The following is an 18,754-nucleotide window of genomic DNA, read 5'->3' on the forward strand; positions in this document are numbered from 1 at the left end:
CCTGTTAGGTATGGCTTCTTGATTTATACTTTAGCTCCGGCTTATGTTATTTAAACATGCCCCCCAGCTTACTACCCAGGCCTTTGCCAAGCGTATCTTTTATATTGCCGCCAACCAGGCTGCCCAATATATCAGATTGCCCCAGGTTATCGGATGCCATTTTGCCAGATACCTTCTGCATGATAAAGTTGATGGCGAACGGCGCCACCTGCTTTGCTACATTCTCTGGTATGCCTAGCTTAGAAGTAAGGTCAGTTACATACTTGCTGATCATGTTATTTGTGCCTGCACCTTCTGTAGCACCCTGGCCACCTTTCAACATATTCATAATACCACCGGTATCACCGCTGGAGGCGCGGTTTTTCACCTCATCCATCAGGTTGTCTTTTGCCAGGTCCACAGACCGGTTCGCGGTATCGGGCTGCAGCTGAAACTTATCCTGTAACTCTCCGGTTAACTGGCCTTTTACCTGGTTTATTATATTTTCTAACATAACTGCTGCTTTATACTGTTAATTCTTGAGATTCAGTTCTATTAAAGTATAACGGCAATATTGGCCTTAGGATGTCTTAAAGGAATTTTAACAACGGCTTTTGCGTTTAAAAACCTGGCAAAGTAATTGTACCATAACCGCCGACAACGCCACTTTGAGCAATATTTTATAGCTTTGCGCTACTATACTTATGAACATGCGATATTTAGCCTTTTTGATGATACTTATGCTGGCAGGAGCAACATTTGCCCAGTCTAAGTTAAAGAAAACACAGATCAGCAAAGAAATCTCTGTGATGCTGCCAAGTGATTTCAACCCTATGCCCGACGACGGTATAGCCCGCCGCTACCCTGCCACTACCAAGCCTCTTGCGGTGTATACCAGCCCCAACGGCCAGATAGACTTTAGTGTAACGCAGAAGCACACCCAGTTTAGATCAAAAGACCTGAACATGCTGCAGGAGTTCTATAAAGCCAACCTGCTGGAGAAATTCACAGACGTTGATTTTATACGTGAGGAGATCGTTGAAATTAAGGGCGAACAGTACATTGTGTTTGAATTTGTATCCAGAATGGCTGATGAGCGCGGTGTAACAAACCTGGCTCCTGTTCAGAAATACAGCATCATCCAGTACACCATCAAAGGAAACCAGCTGATGATCTTTACCATGCATGCGCCTTTCATGCTTAAAAATGACTGGCAGCCAACCATGCGCGAAGTGATGGGATCTGTTAAACTAAACGTAAAGTAAACTAATCATACTTACACAAAAGCCTCTCTTTTGCCAAAGGGAGGCTTTTTTATTTGTGCTGATTTTACCAATTCGCCAGGCCGGTCAAAATCCTGCTGCAGGAACAGACCGCGACCTGCAGCGGCTCCTCCTAAAATAGTCGTAAATTTTATACTTTAGTTCTTAACCCAAGTATAGCTTTTGTAAATCAGCATAACTTATACCTTTGCAAGTATGGCAACAGACTTTTTATCGATACACAGCGACGAACACTACATGCAGCAGGCATACCTGCAGGCGCAGCAGGCTTTTGAAGAGGGCGAAATACCGATTGGGGCTGTGGTAGTGGCCAATAACCGCATTATAGCCAAGGCATACAACCAAACTGAGAAGCTAAACGATGTAACTGCCCATGCCGAGATGCTGGCCCTTACCTCTGCCGCCGAATACCTGGGCAACAAATACCTGAATGATTGCACCCTGTATGTAACCGTAGAGCCTTGCGTGATGTGTGCCGGTGCCAGTTACTGGGCGCAGTTAAAACGTGTGGTTTTCGGAACATCTGAGCCCAAACGCGGTTATAGACGTGTAGGTAATTTGCTACACCCTAAAACAGAGATGGTAAGCGGCATAATGGCATTAGAGTGTGCCGAGCTGATGTCGTCTTTCTTTGCAGGTAAAAGAAATTAACTAACTTTGAAACGAAGTCGTACACGTAAAAACTTTGTACGGCATCTAATTTTCCACACATAAATATATAAAAAACTATGGCTTTCGAACTTCCGAAACTACCTTATGCTTACGACGCTCTGGAGCCGCACATCGATGCGCGCACCATGGAAATCCACCATACAAAACACCACCAGGCTTACACCGATAACCTGAACAAGGCCATCGCTGGTACCGACATGGAGAACATGAGCATCGAGGAGATCATGCGCAATGTTAAAGAAGACAACAAAGCTGTTCGCAACAACGGTGGCGGTTACTACAACCACAACCTGTTCTGGACGGTGCTTTCTCCGAACGGTGGCGGCCAGCCGTCAGGCGAGATAGCTGATGCGATCAACTCTGCCTTTGGTTCATTCGACCAGATGAAAGAAAAGTTTAACGCAGCTGCGGCTACACGTTTTGGTTCTGGCTGGGCATGGCTTTGCGTTAAAGACGGTAAGCTGGAGATCTGCTCTACTCCAAACCAGGACAACACTTTGATGCCGTTTGCAGAAGGTTGCGGCGGTCAGCCAATTCTTGGCCTTGATGTATGGGAGCACGCTTATTACCTGAACTACCAGAACCGTCGCCCTGATTATATCAGCGCCTTCTGGAACGTAGTAAACTGGGAAGAAGTAACGCGCCGCTACAACGAAGCGAAGTAAGTATACTTTATACTCATCAAAAAAGCCCTGCCGGAAACGGCGGGGCTTTTTTGGTTTTGAGTTATTACAGCAAAGTATAATTGCAAACTTCGGATACGCTAAGCTTCTCTTACTCATAAACTTCGTAGTGCACCTGTACACGCTTAACAGTTGTTGGCACCATGGCATGCACCTGCTTTTGGTTACCGTCTACTAAAAACTGATCTACAGGTATGGCTCGGCGACCCTCTGCCTCAAACTCAGCTTTGCTGTATACTTGAACGAGTACCTTTTTGCCTCTGTACTGTTGGGGTAAGGGTACTTTAGTAGCTCTTTTTGTCGGGTCTTCTGTTAGCCAACGTGGTCGGGGCCCTGCTGATGCCGCAAACGGGTGTACCACTTGTATATCCACAAAGTCTTTCTTAGATCCGATTGTTACTGGATTTATGCCACCCGAAGTCAGAGCAACTGGTGAGTTACCTTTAACGCAGCTGCAAGTTGTAACCTGGTCTATCGTAAGGGCATCTACATTTGCATCCCTTAGGTAAGCACCTAATCTTTTATACTTATCCCGCTCCTTTTCCAGGATATGATCATAGCCCACATAACCTAACACTTTAGCCTCTGGGTTTGCTTTGATGGTAGCTAATAAGTTAACTGCCTGCAGAGAGTCGCGGTAATTAGAGCGTGCCATCGGGTCAGCTATTTCTTTTTCCTGGCTGCTCCTGATTTCATGCCCCACTACCTTGAATCCTTTGGCAAGGGCAGCTCTGATAAAGTTGGCAAACGCAGGCTCTTTGGTATAAAACCCCGATGAGGCCACAGGATATTTACGGCTGTTAATCGCTGTATCTTCTTCCGATAGCGCCTCCAGAGAAAGGACAGTATAACCGGCAGCATAAAGAGAGTCCAGGAGTGTAGCTGCAAAGGCCCGGTGCGCCGGCACATGATGCGCCTCGTTAATTAGAACTACAGAAGTGTTCCTGGCTTTAGGCATGATCACAGCAAACGGATCAGCCATCTGTGCATTCTCTGCCAAGCCCTTATCAAGTAAAAAGTTATTTTTTGTGCTATCTGTTGCGCCTACAAAAGACTGATAGGTAGCAAGCGCCTGCTCGTATGCACCTTTATCAAATGATGCCTCGTTAGCTTTCAAATACTTTAATGGAGCCACATAGTTCAGGTTTCCTTTGGCATCAGTAAGGCGCTCATAGGCTCCTCTGAACGGCGATTGCTGTGCTATTCCAACTGTAGGCAAGGCTACGAGGCATATGAGTAACATCACGTATGTTTTCATCCTGAAGTAGTTCATTATCTATATAGTTTGATGAATATAAGGAATTCAGATATCTTTTCTGAAAATAACCCTCAAGTTCTTCAGCGTTTTAGAATACCCGCAGCACCTGCATACTCATTGCCTGACCAATACCCAATAAAGTATAAATCCCTGCCGTAGCACGCAGCCACAGCAGGGATTTATACTTTATACTTTACCTGTAGCTTACTGCTGCGCTACCTGCTTTTTTGCCTTGTAAGCAGCCACACCAGCATCCAAAAACTGCACGAAGTTATTTACATTTAAATCGTAAGCGGTTGGCTTCACCAGTACGTTTTCGTTTTCATCCATCAGCACATAGTATGGCTGTGCATTTACGTTAAATTTGGTTATCTGGTAATCAGCGTACTTTTTACCGATAGTCGCTTTCTCTTTTCCGTCGTAGTCGCTTATGTACTTCTCCGACGCTGCCAGTTCTGTTTTATCGTCCACGTACAAAGCCAGGATAACATAATCTTCGCGCAGGCGCTGCAACACAGCAGGATCAGACCATACATTGGCTTCCATTTCGCGGCAGTTCACGCAGCCGTGGCCGGTAAAATCGATAAAGATCGGCTTGCCTTGCGCAGCGGCGCATTTTTTTGCCTGCTCCAGGTCAAAGTAGCCTTGCAAGCCGTGTGGCAGGTGCAGAAAGTCGGCATACTTTGGTGTATCACAAAGCTGGTTTGTTGTACTTGCTACAGCTGTACCTCCTCCACTTTGCCGGATAATTTTATTGATGTCGAAATCCTGTGTTGTTTGAGGTGGCAGATAACCTGAAAGTGCTTTTAGCGGTGCACCAAACATGCCTGGGATTAAATAGACTACAAATGCAAACGTTGCTACTGCAAAAAACAAGCGCGGCACGCTTAGGTAAGGCAGATCAGAATCGTGAGAGAATTTTAGCTTGCCTAGCAGGTAAAAACCCATTAAGGTAAAAATCACAATCCATAAGGCTAAGTATACTTCGCGGTCTAAAATTCCCCAATGGTATACCTGGTCGGCTACGCTCAGGAATTTTAACGCCAGGGCCAGCTCTATAAAACCCAACACCACCTTAACCGAATTTAACCAGCCACCAGACTTTGGCAGGCTGCTAAGCCACGACGGGAAAATAGCGAATAAGGTAAAGGGCAAGGCAAAAGCCAACGAAAAGCCAAACATGCCTACTACAGGGCGTAGGGTTTCGCCTCCGGCAGAGGCTACCAGTATACTTCCCACAATAGGGCCAGTACACGAAAACGAAACCAACACCAGGGTAAGCGACATAAAGAACACGCCTAAAAGGCCGCCCCTATCTGCCTGAGCATCTACTTTGGTTAAAAAAGAGCTTGGTAAGGTTATCTCAAACAAGCCAAAGAAGGACATGGCAAAAATGATGAACACGGCGAAGAACACCAGGTTCGGAAACCAATGCGTGCTGATAAAGTTAGCGCCATCTGCCCCAAATAATTTGGCCACTACCGTACCTACCAAAGTATAAATGGCTATGATAGACAAGCCGTAAATCAATGCCTTAAATACTGCCTGCCCTCTGTTCTGGCTATTGCCTGTAAAAAAGCTTACCGTCATGGGTATCATCGGGAACACGCACGGCGTTAACAAGGCACCCAGACCAAACACAAAAGCAATCAGCATAAACGACAAAAGCCCCTCGGCCTCGTCGCCGGGAGCTGGCTCTGAGAGTGCGGCAGGTATACTTTCAGGAGCGGCAGCATCGGCAACAGCAGCAGCCGTAGTGTCTACAGCGGTTCCTTCACTTGCGGCATTGTCTGCAGGGGCTGTAGTTACCTCATCTGTACCAAAAACAGCAGGAGTGGTTGGGTTCTGCGGCTCATTTTTGAGTTCAGGCTTTGCTGTTTCCTCAGTAGTATTCTCTTTGCCGGCTGGTGCTGGTGCTGCCACACCGCTTATACTTATTTGTTTATTTGTGAAGGTAAAATCGTCATCAAAAGGGATGCAACGGCCATCCACATCTGTGCAAACCTGGTATTCGTATGTGCCTTTTACCTGCAAATCCGGCTTTAGCACGCGTATCTTTTGTTTGAATTGGGCTGTGCCTACAAAATAAGTATACTCTCCTTCCCACAGGTCGTCGTACTTTTTCTTTGGCTTTACCGGTACAATTTTGCCTACCAGCTCATAAGACGGGTGCTTCTGAAATTTAAACTCTGTAACCATAGGTCCCAGGTCCGGGTCAAAGTCAGAAGAATACAGGTACCAGTCTTTATCTATGCGTACATTAAATATAAGCTCTACCTCCTCGCCTACTGCGGCCTGCTTTTTAGACACATCGTAGCTCCAGGTGGCGGGTTTTAATACCTGCGCCTGCGCAAAGGCAACTGCCAGTATTAAAAACAACCATGTTGCTATAAGTTGCTTTACAACGTTCTTTTTATTCATGGGTGATACTAAAAATAAAGATTAGTGCCAGTTTTATACTATATGCCTGCACTTGTTTCTGTTTCACAGTTTATACTACAAAAGTATACAATTTTAACCGGACAAGACTTATGCAAGCCGGCTTTCAGATAAACAACACGTATGGCTGCCTTAACGCTCCTTAAACTGCTCTAAAAACCTTGCCTGCCTATACGCTCCGCCTAAGTTCCAAATTTGGCTTATGCAAGCAGTAAACTTTATAATAAAATCAACAATGCAATTTTGTACAATAAACAAAGCTCTCTATGCAGCACCAGGGCTAATTTTATACTTTATAATCAATATATAAATACAAAAAAGCATAAATTTTATAAATAATTACATATAAATACAACCATACTCCTATATATACCGTATTAAATACTATAATAAATCAAAATATTTCCATTTACCAGCAAAAGTACGCTATATACTCTTGGAATTGTAACTTTTACGGATAAGAGAGCACTAATAAGAATTAGCACGGAATTAAAGGGGCTACAATTATGTATAACAGTAATAAGAATGAATGTAATTATACCACCAACTATGGAAAGTAATGCCAATCTGCAGCAAGAGCTGTTGTTACGTACAGTATGTGGGAGAGAGTACAGCAATGTATTTAAAGCCATCAAACTTGTGCGCGATGAAAAGCATAACTTCCATGTCGTTTACAGAACGTATTCTGATGAATACATTTATTCTTGCTGTAACCCCTTCCAGGATACTTACGCAGCCGATACTTACAAATTGATTTCTGAGACAGAGGCAAAGCAGATTTTTATGCCCCGCCTCTCTCAGAGCAACGCTCGTGAGTTATTTAATACCGCAGAAGCGTCCTCAAAACAGATAGTCCTCTGAACTGCTGTTAAGTATCCCAAAACAAAAAGGTGCCTTCGGGCACCTTTTTGTTTTATACTCAATAGAAAAAAATCTATATTACAACTGGTGGGGCAGTTTACTTAAGTATAAAGTTTAGCAAATACTGCGCTTTCGCACCTACCCTTGTAGCACAAGCACGTATTTTAATTAATTTTACGGCTTGCTACTTCTATAAGCTGAGCACATAACTATGATATTAGACATCCTGTTAACCATTTTCCTGGTTTTACTGAACGGTTTCTTCGTAGCCGCCGAATTCGCGATCGTGAAAGTGAGGTCTTCGCAGATTGAGCTACGGGCGCAGGCAGGAAACAATATGGCTAAGATGGCCCACCGCATGATTACCCACCTCGACGCCTACCTTTCGGCTACGCAGCTTGGTATTACTCTTGCCTCGCTTGGCCTGGGTTGGATAGGCGAAAGCGTCGTTTCCAGAATGGTAATTAACGTAATGGAGTTCTTCGGCTTTAGCGGCGGCGAAGCATTGGCTCATACTATAGCGCTTCCGGTTTCGTTTGCCATCATCACAGTATTGCACATTGTGTTTGGCGAGTTAGCCCCAAAATCGCTGGCCATACAACGCTCCGAGGCCACATCGCTGGCAGTTGCTTACCCGCTTCGCTTCTTTTATGTAGTTTTCAGCCCTTTCATATGGCTGCTTAACGGCCTGGCAAACCTGGTATTGCGTGCTATGGGCATACAGCCTGTGCACGGCGCCGAAGTGCACACAGCAGAAGAGCTAAGGCTGCTTTTCGAGCAAAGTGCCGAAGGGGGCGCTATACACAACAGCCATCATGAGCTAATCGAAAATGTGTTCCTCTTTAACGAGCGCATGGTAAAGCAAATACTGGTGCCCCGCACTAAAATGGTGGCCATAGATATCAACATTTCTGAAGATGAGTTGATGGATGTGATCTTTAACGAGGGTTACTCTCGCCTGCCTGTTTACAGCGGCAACATTGACAATATTGTAGGTATACTATATGTAAAAGATATACTGAGCATCATTCGCCAGGGCAAAGGCATTAACATAGAACAACTGATGCGCCCTGCTTATTTCGTACCCGAAACCAAGAAAATCAACCTGCTCTTAAAACAGTTCCAGCGCCGCCACATGCACATGGCAATTGCCACCGATGAGTTTGGCGGTGTATCGGGCATCGTGACCATTGAGGATATTATCGAGGAACTGGTTGGCGAGATACAGGATGAGTATGATGAAGAGGCTCCTATAGTTGAGCGCATCAATGATTTTGAGTACAAGGTAAACGGCTCTGCGGCCATAACCGATGCAAACGACTACCTGCCTTACCCATTGCCTGAGGGTGAAGATTATGAAACTGTAGGCGGCCTGATGAACTTTATTTACGGGCACATACCAGAAAACCTGAACGACGTAACCAGCTTTAACGAGTATGATGTACGCGTTTTAGAGAAATCGGAGCGCCGTGTGGAGTGGGTGCTGCTGGCTGTGAAAGAGGAGTTCCGCGAGCAGATCAGTTCCTGATAATGAAGCGCCACCAAAGCCTGATACCGATTTCGCGGCAGCACCACAGCGGCCTGCTAACGGCAAGGCTGTTGCAACATGGCGCACCTCCTTATAAGGGCATGCCTGCTACCCCAGAAGCAAAACGAGACTATACGTTGGGTTTTCTGCAGGAGCACTTGCTGCCGCACTTTAAGCTGGAAGAAGAAACAGTATTTACACTTGCCCCGGGCATATCAGAAGATCTTGCGCAGCAAACCCGGCAACTGCAGGAGCAGCACCGGCAACTTGAAAAGCTGATAATTGCCTTACCCCATGCTACCAGCCTGGATTTACCTGAAAAGCTACACCAAATTGGAGAGCTGCTGGAGCAGCACATTCGCCTAGAGGAACGCGTGTTTTTTGAGCAGTTGCAGCAGGATCTATCCGACGAACAATTGCAGGTGCTGCAACAGATGGTGCTGCAGCATTTAGGTTAAAAAGCCGTTGTGCTTCTATACCTGCCCCGTAAACCAGCCGCTGTACATCACATAGTTATTGGCTACATTTTCCAGGCCTGCTATCTGTTCCTGGCTTAGCTGCTTTACTTTTTTGGCCGGTATACCCGCGTAGATCCACCCCGATTCGCAAACGGTATTCTCCAGCACAATGGCGCCTGCGGCTACAATACAATTTTTCTGCACCAGCGCATTGTCCATTACAATAGAGCCCATGCCTATCAGCACATTATCCTCTACGGTACAGCCATGCACAATGGCATTGTGCCCGACAGATACATTGCTGCCAATGGTGGTAGCGGTTTTCTCGTAAGTGCAATGTATCACAGCGCCATCCTGGATATTGGTTTTATCGCCTATCCGGATGCTGTTCACATCGCCACGTATAACGGCGTTAAACCACACAGAGCAATGGCTGCCCATAATCACATCGCCTACAATGGTGGCGTTTGGCGCTATAAAGCACTCATCTCCCATCTGCGGCTTTATTCCCTTTACCGGAAGTATAACTGGCATACTTTTAAATTATGTAGTAAGAATTATGAATGAGGCAAAGTTACACCTTATCCTGTATATCCTGATTCAGACAACCAGGCGCTTCCAGGTGCCTTTCATGTAATTATATTTTAACGTGCTGGGTAAGGCTTTCCAGAAGTATTTGTTCATTTCTACTGCAAAACTGGGTTGCATGTAGCAGTTAATGGTGCAGCCTTCGCATTCGGGTAGCCGCCCCTCCTGCTGCTTTAGCGCCTCTACTTCCTGGCTCAAGTATAAACGGTGCAGGTTACCTTGTATCGGAAAGCTTTTTGTGCCCAGGTGGTAACACGGCAGCACCAGTTCGTTTTCAGGAGAGATAACAAGGGTAGTGCTTGCTGCTTTACAGACTGGTTTTGCGGTATGGTTGCCTCCATCGCGCCGTAATTGTATAAAACCCTCGTTTAAGTATACTTGCCGGCGCTTGCCAAAAGCCGACAGGTAATCTAACTCCTGTTCTGTTAGCTGCTCCCCGGTTTCTACCTGGTTGTACTCAAAGGCCGGGTTAAGTATAAGCACAAGCTTGTTCGGAAGTATAATTTTCTGGTACACTTCCTCTAGCTGGTGCAAATTGCTTTTAAATACTGTAAATAGTATATCCGGTTTCTCCCCGAGCCGCTTCGCCACCTCTATAGACTCCATCACGAAGTCGTAGCAAGCCACGCCCCGGCCAGTATCATGCTCGGTTTTATCGGTAGAGTCCAGGGAAAAGTGCAGCATGTCTACTTTGCCTTTCAGGCGCTCGGCCAGTTTGGGGTACAGCAGGCCATTGGTGGTAAGTGTTGTTATAAAACCCATCTCATGCGCCATGCCCAGCATCTGGTCTATGTGCCGGTGCAGTAGTGGTTCGCCCCCGGTAAAGTCTATCACCTGTACGCCCAGCCGCTTTAGGTCCAGCAGGTTTTGGTGCACATCCTCCAGCGTAATGTATGGCGATGGCTTTTCCCAGATGTCGCAGAACGAGCACTTTGCGTTACAGCGGTAGGTAACGTAGTAGTTGCAAAGCACAGGTTTCGATCTCAGGCGCATTAGTTAGGTTTTAAGAATCCAAAATTAAGGATTATGACTGAAGTATAAGGTACGAAAGTATAGATGTGTTTGTCTTTTATACTATCTACAGCACCTAGTATTTATATTTACATACTTAAACACAGCCCATTATACTATGAAAAGACAAAACATTTCTTCCGGTGCAGTTTGGGAAGACACTATTGGCTACAGCCGTGCCGTGCGCGTGGGCAATACCATTGAGGTAGCCGGCACCACCGCCACCAATGGCAACGAGGTTATTGGCAAAGGCAGCCCGTACGAGCAGACAAAATATATCCTGCAAAAAATTGAGCATGCATTGCAACAGGCCGGTGCCTCGCTGAACGATGTGGTGCGCACACGCATTTTTGTAACCGACATCAGCCGTTGGGAAGATGTCGGACGTGCCCATGGCGAGTTCTTTGGAAGTATAAAACCTGCCGCTACAATGGTAGAAGTAAGCGCATTGATCAACCCTGAGCATTTGGTAGAGATAGAGGCGACCGCCATACTTGCCACTACATAGGCAGCTACAAAACCCGTTTTTTATCGTTTTTAAAAGCAATACTGCCTGCAATGCACAGGTAACACAAGCTGTTTATCTGGTTTTTGGCTGCAATTGTATAGAGATGTAGGCGCTTTGTATAAAAAAAATTTATACCGGTGTTAAACCTTTAATTTTGTAATGCATCTAATATGCAAGGGGTATTCTTGGTTAAGGTGAGATATAAGTAAGAGCCCATCCATCAAAGGCCGCATCTTCGGGTGCGGCCTTTGTGTTTTTTAAAACTGCTGATGCGGACGTTTTTGCTGTTCAGGATAATTTAGCGCAAAGCAGCCGTACTTGTGTAAAACAATAAGCGCCTGAGCATTGCTGCTCAGGCGCTTTCCTTATAAACTAAGTTACCCTTACGGCATATACAGGTTTGCACCCGGTCCTATTGGCAGGTCTAGCAAGATCCAGATAATAAACATGATGATCCAACCGATCAGGAACACGATGGAGTACGGCAGCATGGTAGAAATTACCGTACCAATACCCGCTTTCTTATCGTAGCGCTGTATAAAGGCCACAATCAACGCAAAGTATGACATCATCGGTGAAATAATGTTGGTAACGCTATCTCCGATGCGGTAAGCCACCTGCGTAAACTCTGGCGTATAGCCCAGCAACATAAACATCGGAATGAAAACCGGCGCCATAATGGCCCATTTCGCAGAAGCCGAGCCCATTACCATGTTGATAGAGGCCGCTACAAGTATAAACATGATCATCAACGGGATACCGCTTAAGCCCATGGTTTTCAAGGTATCGGCACCGTTGATGGCAAGTATAAGCCCCAGGTTTGTCCAGTTAAAGTATGCCACGAACTGGGCGGCAAAAAACACCAGTACAATGTAAGAGCCCAGCGTTTCCATGGATTTGGACATGCCGCGCATCACATCGCTGTCGTTTCTGATAGTTTTGGCCCCGATACCGTAGGCAATACCCGCAATACCAGCCAGCAGGAAAATAAAGGCCACAATACCCGACATAAACGGCGAGTTCAGGATATCACCTGTCTCCGGGTTGCGCAGGTAACCGTTCTCCGGAATAAGACCACCAAGTATAAAGGCAACCATTAAAAGTATGGCAATGGTAGCATACAGTATACCGCGCTTCTCCTGTGGGGTTAGGCGGTCTATACTTTGCGGCTTCTCATCGCCTTCGTACTCGCCCAGCCTCGGTATTACAATCTTCTCCGTAACCCAGGTGCCTAGTCCTGCAACAACAAACGTAGAGGCAAACATGAAGTAGTAATTAGCCGCAGGGTTAACTGTATAGTTCGGATCAATTATACGGGCCGCCTCTGTAGACAGACCAGCCAAAAGCGGATCGATGGTGCCTAGCAGCAGGTTGGCGCTATAGCCCCCCGACACACCGGCAAACGCAGCGGCCAGACCAGCCAACGGGTGGCGACCAGCAGCCAGGAAAATAACCGCAGCCAAAGGCACCAGCAATACATAGCCAACCTCAGATGCTGTATTAGAAATAACACCCGAGAACACAATCACAAATGTGAGCAAACGCTTCGGTGACGAAAGCACTACCAAACGCAGCACCGCCCCGATCAGGCCTGTGCCCTCGGCAATACCAATACCAAGCAAGGACACTAACACCGTACCCAGCGGCGCAAAGGCTGTAAAGTTGGTAACCATGCGTGTCAGGATCATGTGGAGGCCTTCTGCAGAAAGCAGGTTAACCGGTGTTACTGTTTCGCCGGTGCCTGGGTGCACCACAGCCAGGTCAAACTGGCTGGCCACCCACGACAGGATAATTACCAGTAAGGCAAAGCCGGCAAATAGCGTAGCAGGGTGCGGCAGGGCATTGCCTATGCGCTCCACCACCGACAGGAACTTATCTATTCCTGATTTTTTCTTCTGAAGTTCAGTCATAAAAGATTGGTATTGGTTGGTGTGACAGCACAAAAATGGAAGGTATTTGTGTGCCGCCATCCTTTAAAAGGTTTTCGAATTTGGCAAAAAAAAGCCACCTCCCCAAATTTTACCTAAAAAGCCATATATTAGCCAACCTGTATTAACACGTGTTTACCCATGATACCACCTCTACAACCCGGCGACCGTATTGCCATACTTTCTACTGCCCGCAAAATTACAGCTTCAGAAATAGAGGCTGCTGTATCTGCTTTTGAGAGTTGGGGATTAGAGGTTGTGCTGGGCGAAACCATTGGGGCCAGTTATAACCAATTTGCCGGCGACGATGCGCTGCGCTTGCAAAACCTGCAGCAGATGCTTGACGATGAAAGTATAAAAGCCATCGTTTGTGCCCGCGGCGGCTACGGCACTACCCGCATTATAGACCAGGTTGATTTTACCGGCTTTAAAAAGCACCCGAAGTGGCTCGTTGGTTTTAGTGATGTAACTACGCTGCACAGCCACATACATAACCTTGGCTTGCCTACCATACACGCCATTATGCCGGTACTTTTTGCAAAAGAAGGAGCCGGGCCGTCTGTAGAAAGCCTGCGCCAACTGCTGTTCGGCGAAGAGATATGTTATTCACTTGCCCCACACGCCTTTAACCGATCGGGCACAGGCACGGGCCAGTTGGTGGGTGGCAACCTGTCTATGCTGCACACGCTTACCGGCACCCGCTCCGATATCAGCACCGATGGTAAAATCCTGTTTCTCGAAGACCTGGACGAGTACCTCTACCACATAGACCGTATGATGGTGCACCTGGACCGCAGCGGCAAACTAGCTAACTTAGCTGGCCTTATCATTGGCGACATGAGCGACATGCATGACAACACCGTTCCTTTTGGCAAAACTGCCTACGAAATTATACTAGAGCACACCGGCAAGTATAACTACCCTGTTTGCTACGGTTTTCCGGTTGGGCACGAGCCCCTTAACCTGGCGCTTGTTTGTGGCAGAGAGGCTACTTTAGCGGTAAGTGAGGCTGGCGTGAAACTAAGTTATTGTTAAACACCTACATGTATAGTGCAGATAAGCGTATGTTTACTGTTATCCGGTGGTTGTAGCAAATTTGAATTAAGAAATGGAATACCCAGAAGAGTATGAATTGATGGCAATATTTGAGAGCGAGCCTGATATGCTTGACTCTACAACTGATGTTCCGTTTTACTATAACAAATCAACTTACAAGTACAGCAATCCTGAAAAAGAAGTAATTACTTTCTCAATGACGCCTTCCTATGATGAAGTTTCAATTAAAGTGTCAAAGGAAAATTTTGAGATTGCTAACATGAATCTGCAACACATTTCTTCCTTAAGTGTGCTTAGTGACAATAAAGAAGAAAAAAGAATAATGTTAACTGGAAGAAACTATGTACTAAAGGTTCAGTTGAAACCAAGGTTTAACATCCAATTTGCGGAAGAGTTAGCAATATAAAAACTGGCTACAACACGGCACAGGCTCCATACTCGGCTGCGCCTCGTTCACAGCCTGTACTAATCCGTTAATCGAAACTCAATTTACATTAATTAAATGGTTTGGGGTAGCTACGTCTCTATTGTACCTCGTGTCTGTTTTTTTAATATCATGTACATGCACGCCAACCTCTTTCAAGCAGCTTTATCTATACCCTTCTGTCGCACATCCTGGTAATAATTACAGATACTATTTAGCACGCATTGCTCACATTTGGGGCCGAAGAAGGTGCAGATGCGCTGCCCGTGGCGCAGCATGTGTATATGGAAGTTATAGAGTTCTTCAGGTTCCGGAGGCAGCATCTCTAAAAGTATGGTGTGGGCTTTGTTGGCTGTTGCCTTCGCTCCTATAAGGCCTACGCGCTGGCTAATCCGGAACACGTGCGTATCAACGGGCATTACCGGCTTTTTAAAATTGAAGAGCAGCACCAAAGTTGCCGTTTTCAAACCAACACCGGGCAAGCGTGTCAGCCACTCCATCGCCTCTGCCACAGGCATATCCTCCAGAAAATCTATACTTATCTCGCCACGTTCTTCTTTTATAATGCGCAAGGCTTGCTGTATCTGGGGCGCTTTCTGGCCGGGGTAGCGGGTGGTTTGTATTGCATCTACCAGTTCATCTACATCAGCGTTCATAATTCCTTCCCAGTCCCCGAAGCGCTCCATCATGGTATAGTATGCCTTCTCCTCGTCTTTGTGGTTAGTGCGGTGCGATAGCATGGTAGAGATAAGCTCATGCATGTGGCTGCGCCTTGGGTCAAGTATGCGGCGTCTGTATTCCTGGTTCAGCAATTCGTGGGTTAGCTGTGTTTTTTCGTCGGCAGGTAATTGGTGCGCGTCCATGGGTTAAGCAATTAAATGGATTATCTCTTTACGGTTTCGCCGGAACCATGTTAAGCAGAACCTGAGCAATAATCTGTAACACTATGTAAAATAAACACTTCTGATGAGCAACCGTTTGCACAGGGTTTGCACTTTTCCTACCCAATTATACTGTACGCACACAACTATTTACATCTTTTAACGCTATACCTCATGGTAATTTGGCTTTATACTGCTCTTACTGTATGCAAATAAAATTTCTGGGAACTGGCGGCGCTTTCGATACAGACTACCTGAACTCGGCTGCCTTGTTGGATTATAATGACAAGCACTTTCTGATAGACTGTGGCTTTACTGTTTTCCCGACGCTTATAAAAAAGAGCCTGATTAACAGAGTTAATTATATTATACTTACCCACCTGCACAACGACCATTGCGGTAGCCTTGCAAATTTGCTGCTTTACAAGAGCATCGTGGAGAAGGTAAAACCGCCTGTTATACTTTACCCCTCCGAAAGCTTTAGGCAAGAAGTGTACAAGTTTTTGAAGATACAGTTAAAACAACCCGATAAGTATGCAGAGTTTGTGCCCCTGGAGCAATTTGAAGGCATAACAGCAGTAGATACATTTGGGCAACACTCAGAGGGTATGCAAACTTACGCCTACATCTTCGACAACGATATCCGGTATGTGTACTCCGGCGACCTGGGCAAGCCTGAGGTGCTGTTTGAGAAACTGGAGAAGATGCCACACAAGCCAACCTACGTTTTCCACGACATCACCTTTAACCCCGAAAACGATGGGCACACCTACTACAAAAAGCTGCTGCCCTACTTAAACGGCCTGGACATGTTTGGTTACCACTGCGACCCTACACAAAACCCCTCGGATAACCCCATACGACTTGTATTTTATGAAAAAGACCTGATGGCGTAGTGGCTGCTGCTGTATTTAACAGTACTGCAGCCAGCGGCATACTTTGCTTCTGAGCCACAGCCTAAATCAGCTTGGCAATGCTTGCGCCGGGTGCCTCAAAGGGCCTTTAAAGTATAAATCTATAAAACCCTTTCGCTGCATTTCAGGTTATCAACAAACAAATTATGCCGCCCTGCAAAACGCTATGAATACAACGCAAAGACAAGCCAAATCAGCCAACAAACCTTTCCTGGGCCAGCCACTACACATCGCCTATAGCATACTTTTAGGTTTATACTTAATTTATACCGGCCTTACCACTCCAGACCTTAAAAACTGGGCACTCGAGAATACATTAACGCTATCGCTGGTAATTTTCCTGATTGCGTTTTACAACATTTTCCGGTTTTCAGACCTCAGCTATACTTTGATTTTCCTGTTTCTGCTGCTGCACATGTATGGCAGCCAGTACCAGTACGCCGATAATCCTTTTGGAGAGTGGCTGAAGACAGCCTTTAACCAACCCCGCAACCAGTATGACAGGATTGTGCACCTGGGCTTCGGCTTGCTGCTGGCATACCCCCTGCACGAAGTACTTCTGGATGGCTTTAAAGTAAAACGCGTTTACAGCTACTTGCTACCCATGGAGTTAACGCTTTCGTTTAGCGCCTTGTATGAGCTGGTAGAATGGATTGTAGCTGACCTGGTATTTAAAGACCGCCAACGTGGTATGGATTTTCTGGGGATGCAAGGGGATATTTGGGATGCCCAAAAGGATATGGGGCTTGCATTGGCGGGTGCTTTTGTAGCGATGCTGCTTGCCGTTTTTCTAAAAAAAAGACCTGCTCCACAAAGTAGGCAGGCCTGATATGCATAAGTGACGTTAAAAGCGCGTTTCTATTTCGCCTCATCGCCTGTATACTCTATTTTAACTTTACCCTTCCGGGTTTCTATCCGCATTTTATCCTGTTCTATTTTTATACTTACCTCATCATCCTGGTACAACAGGTTGTGGTGCCGGTAAAAGCTATGGCGCTTTTTCATGTGGCGGGCAAACTGCTTCAGGGGCATGCCATGGGCTAGTTGCGCATCCTTCCGCAGCGCTGCCTGCATTGCGGCGGCTTCGTCGTCAGCGATGGCAGCTGCTCCTGCATTATCTCGGCTACTCCCCAGCAAAGCATATGCATTTGCGTCGCTTATGCGTTCGCAGGCGCTAAAAACACTTACCAGCAGCAGGCTTAGCAGGCCCATTTGTATATACTTTTTCATACTTGTACTTCTCTCAGGCCAAAGGCATCTCCTTTGGTACTTTATCAGCTTTTACAGGATGCTTTATAAAAAACCAGCCGCACCAAGAGGTGCGGCTGGAAAATCATCCAATATTCACTTTAATCAATAAGATCTTATAAATCGCCACGCTCAGCGGCTTTTCTCATTTTCTCGTTTGCATAAATAGCTATCTCTACGCGGCGGTTTTGCGCACGGCCAGATTCTGTAGAGTTATCCGCTACAGGCTGATCGAAAGCATAGCCTTGCGTGGTAATACGGCTGCGGTCTACACCCATTTGAGCGGCATAGTTTGCCACAGACTGCGCACGACGCTCCGATAAAGCTTGGTTTAGGTCACGTGAACCAGTATTGTCGGTATGGCCCTCGATAAGGATATTTGTGTCCGGATACTTTTTAAGTGTAGTAGCTAGCTGCGATATCTCTGTTTTAGCACCAGACTGCAACTCCGCTGAGTTTGTGCTGAACAGGATGCCAGAGTTGAAAGTGATCTTGATACCTTCTCCTACACGCTCAACCTTTGCATTTTCAAGGTCGCGCTGCAACTCTTCGGCCTGCTTATCCATGCGGCGACCGATAAGGGCACCTGCTGTACCACCCACGGCTGCACCAATAATAGCGCCTGTAGCGGTGCTACCTGTTGCTTTACCAATGGCGCCACCCAATACAGCACCAGCACCAGCACCAATTGCACCGCCCTTAGCAGTACGGCTGGCATTACACGATGTAAAAAGTATAGCAATCAAGGCAAAAGCTGCCAGATAAATTCTCATGTTTTTCATGGTCTTCATATTTTGTTTCATTTACGAACAATTAAGTTCTGTGCTTAATACTCCTATTTTTTTAAAATGTTCCGTGCTCTTGCCATACTTGAGCACGGCAGTAAGTATGAATGGGTGCAATAATTTTAGCTTGTACCTGGTACATAACACGTTATATTGCCTATACTATATACTTTAACGTCTATAATTAATTCTTGTTTATTATAAGGCGTTGCTTTCGGTGCAATTTAGTGTATGCCATGCTGTAGCAAGT

20 protein-coding genes are annotated in these 18,754 nt (G+C 46.1%); 11 read left to right on the forward strand and 9 right to left on the reverse strand.

The window, feature by feature from the left end; genetic code table 11:
* Nucleotides 1–46: 46 nt before the first annotated feature.
* Nucleotides 47–493: a hypothetical protein gene (locus tag Q1A23_RS04225; RefSeq protein ID WP_299819901.1), complete on the reverse strand. Its 447-nt coding sequence runs from the start codon at nucleotides 491–493 to the stop codon at nucleotides 47–49.
* Nucleotides 494–683: 190 nt separating this feature from the next.
* On the opposite strand from Q1A23_RS04225, the gene Q1A23_RS04230 reads away from it, so the two are divergent.
* The 3 genes from Q1A23_RS04230 to Q1A23_RS04240 all read left to right on the forward strand — a co-directional run bounded on the left by Q1A23_RS04230 (nucleotide 684) and on the right by Q1A23_RS04240 (nucleotide 2,599).
* Nucleotides 684–1,244, forward strand: a complete 561-nt coding sequence (locus tag Q1A23_RS04230; protein ID WP_299819904.1) for a hypothetical protein — start codon at nucleotides 684–686, stop codon at nucleotides 1,242–1,244.
* A gap of 213 nt (nucleotides 1,245–1,457) precedes the next feature.
* Nucleotides 1,458–1,913, forward strand: coding sequence for a nucleoside deaminase (locus Q1A23_RS04235; RefSeq protein ID WP_299819907.1), 456 nt, complete (start codon nucleotides 1,458–1,460; stop codon nucleotides 1,911–1,913).
* Nucleotides 1,914–1,990: 77 nt separating this feature from the next.
* Nucleotides 1,991–2,599 (forward strand): superoxide dismutase, encoded by a 609-nt coding sequence (locus Q1A23_RS04240; RefSeq protein ID WP_299819910.1) that lies wholly within the window; start codon nucleotides 1,991–1,993, stop codon nucleotides 2,597–2,599.
* A 109-nt stretch (nucleotides 2,600–2,708) separates the two neighbouring features.
* Here Q1A23_RS04240 and Q1A23_RS04245 read toward each other — a convergent pair whose 3' ends face one another.
* Both Q1A23_RS04245 and Q1A23_RS04250 read right to left on the reverse strand, forming a co-directional pair.
* Nucleotides 2,709–3,890: a hypothetical protein gene (locus tag Q1A23_RS04245; RefSeq protein ID WP_299819913.1), complete on the reverse strand. Its 1,182-nt coding sequence runs from the start codon at nucleotides 3,888–3,890 to the stop codon at nucleotides 2,709–2,711.
* A 189-nt stretch (nucleotides 3,891–4,079) separates the two neighbouring features.
* A complete protein-coding gene (locus tag Q1A23_RS04250) occupies nucleotides 4,080–6,296 on the reverse strand; it encodes a thioredoxin family protein (protein ID WP_299819916.1) in 2,217 nt (738 codons plus the stop codon).
* Nucleotides 6,297–6,863: 567 nt separating this feature from the next.
* Between Q1A23_RS04250 and Q1A23_RS04255 the strand changes: the two genes are divergently transcribed.
* From Q1A23_RS04255 to Q1A23_RS04265, 3 genes are all read left to right on the forward strand, one after another.
* Nucleotides 6,864–7,175 carry a hypothetical protein gene (locus tag Q1A23_RS04255; protein ID WP_299819917.1) on the forward strand — a complete coding sequence of 104 codons (312 nt, stop codon included), beginning with the start codon at nucleotides 6,864–6,866 and terminating at the stop codon, nucleotides 7,173–7,175.
* Nucleotides 7,176–7,386: 211 nt separating this feature from the next.
* Nucleotides 7,387–8,703 carry a hemolysin family protein gene (locus tag Q1A23_RS04260; protein WP_299819919.1) on the forward strand — a complete coding sequence of 439 codons (1,317 nt, stop codon included), beginning with the start codon at nucleotides 7,387–7,389 and terminating at the stop codon, nucleotides 8,701–8,703.
* A gap of 2 nt (nucleotides 8,704–8,705) precedes the next feature.
* A complete protein-coding gene (locus Q1A23_RS04265) occupies nucleotides 8,706–9,161 on the forward strand; it encodes a hemerythrin domain-containing protein (RefSeq protein ID WP_299819922.1) in 456 nt (151 codons plus the stop codon).
* A 15-nt stretch (nucleotides 9,162–9,176) separates the two neighbouring features.
* On the opposite strand, the gene Q1A23_RS04270 is transcribed toward Q1A23_RS04265, so the two are convergent.
* Together Q1A23_RS04270 and Q1A23_RS04275 are read right to left on the reverse strand one after the other, a co-directional pair.
* Entirely contained in the window at nucleotides 9,177–9,695 is a 519-nt protein-coding gene (locus Q1A23_RS04270; RefSeq protein ID WP_299819925.1) for a gamma carbonic anhydrase family protein, read from the reverse strand.
* 66 nt (nucleotides 9,696–9,761) lie between these two features.
* Nucleotides 9,762–10,742 (reverse strand): radical SAM protein, encoded by a 981-nt coding sequence (locus tag Q1A23_RS04275; RefSeq protein ID WP_299819928.1) that lies wholly within the window; start codon nucleotides 10,740–10,742, stop codon nucleotides 9,762–9,764.
* 136 nt (nucleotides 10,743–10,878) lie between these two features.
* Between Q1A23_RS04275 and Q1A23_RS04280 the strand changes: the two genes are divergently transcribed.
* Nucleotides 10,879–11,268: a RidA family protein gene (locus Q1A23_RS04280; RefSeq protein ID WP_299819931.1), complete on the forward strand. Its 390-nt coding sequence runs from the start codon at nucleotides 10,879–10,881 to the stop codon at nucleotides 11,266–11,268.
* 383 nt (nucleotides 11,269–11,651) lie between these two features.
* Here Q1A23_RS04280 and Q1A23_RS04285 read toward each other — a convergent pair whose 3' ends face one another.
* On the reverse strand, nucleotides 11,652–13,178 hold the full coding sequence (locus Q1A23_RS04285) for an AbgT family transporter (RefSeq protein ID WP_299819934.1): 1,527 nt from the start codon (nucleotides 13,176–13,178) through the stop codon (nucleotides 11,652–11,654).
* A gap of 159 nt (nucleotides 13,179–13,337) precedes the next feature.
* On the opposite strand from Q1A23_RS04285, the gene Q1A23_RS04290 reads away from it, so the two are divergent.
* Together Q1A23_RS04290 and Q1A23_RS04295 are read left to right on the forward strand one after the other, a co-directional pair.
* Nucleotides 13,338–14,231 carry an LD-carboxypeptidase gene (locus tag Q1A23_RS04290; RefSeq protein ID WP_299819937.1) on the forward strand — a complete coding sequence of 298 codons (894 nt, stop codon included), beginning with the start codon at nucleotides 13,338–13,340 and terminating at the stop codon, nucleotides 14,229–14,231.
* Between the two features lie 73 nt (nucleotides 14,232–14,304).
* Nucleotides 14,305–14,658: a hypothetical protein gene (locus tag Q1A23_RS04295; RefSeq protein ID WP_299819940.1), complete on the forward strand. Its 354-nt coding sequence runs from the start codon at nucleotides 14,305–14,307 to the stop codon at nucleotides 14,656–14,658.
* 173 nt (nucleotides 14,659–14,831) lie between these two features.
* Here Q1A23_RS04295 and nth read toward each other — a convergent pair whose 3' ends face one another.
* Nucleotides 14,832–15,539 carry an endonuclease III gene (gene nth / locus Q1A23_RS04300; RefSeq protein WP_299819943.1) on the reverse strand — a complete coding sequence of 236 codons (708 nt, stop codon included), beginning with the start codon at nucleotides 15,537–15,539 and terminating at the stop codon, nucleotides 14,832–14,834.
* A 224-nt stretch (nucleotides 15,540–15,763) separates the two neighbouring features.
* Between nth and Q1A23_RS04305 the strand changes: the two genes are divergently transcribed.
* On the forward strand, nucleotides 15,764–16,453 hold the full coding sequence (locus Q1A23_RS04305; RefSeq protein WP_299819946.1) for an MBL fold metallo-hydrolase: 690 nt from the start codon (nucleotides 15,764–15,766) through the stop codon (nucleotides 16,451–16,453).
* Between the two features lie 184 nt (nucleotides 16,454–16,637).
* Nucleotides 16,638–17,300: a DUF2238 domain-containing protein gene (locus Q1A23_RS04310; protein WP_299819949.1), complete on the forward strand. Its 663-nt coding sequence runs from the start codon at nucleotides 16,638–16,640 to the stop codon at nucleotides 17,298–17,300.
* A gap of 29 nt (nucleotides 17,301–17,329) precedes the next feature.
* Here the strand turns inward: Q1A23_RS04310 and Q1A23_RS04315 are convergent, their stop codons facing one another.
* On the reverse strand, nucleotides 17,330–17,701 hold the full coding sequence (locus Q1A23_RS04315) for a hypothetical protein (RefSeq protein ID WP_299819952.1): 372 nt from the start codon (nucleotides 17,699–17,701) through the stop codon (nucleotides 17,330–17,332).
* A 134-nt stretch (nucleotides 17,702–17,835) separates the two neighbouring features.
* On the reverse strand, nucleotides 17,836–18,501 hold the full coding sequence (locus Q1A23_RS04320) for an OmpA family protein (protein ID WP_299819955.1): 666 nt from the start codon (nucleotides 18,499–18,501) through the stop codon (nucleotides 17,836–17,838).
* Nucleotides 18,502–18,754: the final 253 nt, after the last annotated feature.

Origin of the sequence: uncultured Pontibacter sp., assembly GCF_947492645.1 — a bacterium.
In the GTDB taxonomy this organism is placed as follows: Bacteria; Bacteroidota; Bacteroidia; order Cytophagales; family Hymenobacteraceae; genus Pontibacter.

Coding starts and splice junctions, on each gene's coding strand:
- Q1A23_RS04225 (WP_299819901.1), bottom strand. CDS start 493: ATGTTAGAAAATATAATAAACCAGGTAAAAGGCCAGTTAACCGGAGAG.
- Q1A23_RS04230 (WP_299819904.1), top strand. CDS start 684: ATGAACATGCGATATTTAGCCTTTTTGATGATACTTATGCTGGCAGGA.
- Q1A23_RS04235 (WP_299819907.1), top strand. CDS start 1,458: ATGGCAACAGACTTTTTATCGATACACAGCGACGAACACTACATGCAG.
- Q1A23_RS04240 (WP_299819910.1), top strand. CDS start 1,991: ATGGCTTTCGAACTTCCGAAACTACCTTATGCTTACGACGCTCTGGAG.
- Q1A23_RS04245 (WP_299819913.1), bottom strand. CDS start 3,890: ATGAACTACTTCAGGATGAAAACATACGTGATGTTACTCATATGCCTC.
- Q1A23_RS04250 (WP_299819916.1), bottom strand. CDS start 6,296: ATGAATAAAAAGAACGTTGTAAAGCAACTTATAGCAACATGGTTGTTT.
- Q1A23_RS04255 (WP_299819917.1), top strand. CDS start 6,864: ATGGAAAGTAATGCCAATCTGCAGCAAGAGCTGTTGTTACGTACAGTA.
- Q1A23_RS04260 (WP_299819919.1), top strand. CDS start 7,387: ATGATATTAGACATCCTGTTAACCATTTTCCTGGTTTTACTGAACGGT.
- Q1A23_RS04265 (WP_299819922.1), top strand. CDS start 8,706: ATGAAGCGCCACCAAAGCCTGATACCGATTTCGCGGCAGCACCACAGC.
- Q1A23_RS04270 (WP_299819925.1), bottom strand. CDS start 9,695: ATGCCAGTTATACTTCCGGTAAAGGGAATAAAGCCGCAGATGGGAGAT.
- Q1A23_RS04275 (WP_299819928.1), bottom strand. CDS start 10,742: ATGCGCCTGAGATCGAAACCTGTGCTTTGCAACTACTACGTTACCTAC.
- Q1A23_RS04280 (WP_299819931.1), top strand. CDS start 10,879: ATGAAAAGACAAAACATTTCTTCCGGTGCAGTTTGGGAAGACACTATT.
- Q1A23_RS04285 (WP_299819934.1), bottom strand. CDS start 13,178: ATGACTGAACTTCAGAAGAAAAAATCAGGAATAGATAAGTTCCTGTCG.
- Q1A23_RS04290 (WP_299819937.1), top strand. CDS start 13,338: ATGATACCACCTCTACAACCCGGCGACCGTATTGCCATACTTTCTACT.
- Q1A23_RS04295 (WP_299819940.1), top strand. CDS start 14,305: ATGGAATACCCAGAAGAGTATGAATTGATGGCAATATTTGAGAGCGAG.
- nth (WP_299819943.1), bottom strand. CDS start 15,539: ATGGACGCGCACCAATTACCTGCCGACGAAAAAACACAGCTAACCCAC.
- Q1A23_RS04305 (WP_299819946.1), top strand. CDS start 15,764: ATGCAAATAAAATTTCTGGGAACTGGCGGCGCTTTCGATACAGACTAC.
- Q1A23_RS04310 (WP_299819949.1), top strand. CDS start 16,638: ATGAATACAACGCAAAGACAAGCCAAATCAGCCAACAAACCTTTCCTG.
- Q1A23_RS04315 (WP_299819952.1), bottom strand. CDS start 17,701: ATGAAAAAGTATATACAAATGGGCCTGCTAAGCCTGCTGCTGGTAAGT.
- Q1A23_RS04320 (WP_299819955.1), bottom strand. CDS start 18,501: ATGAAAAACATGAGAATTTATCTGGCAGCTTTTGCCTTGATTGCTATA.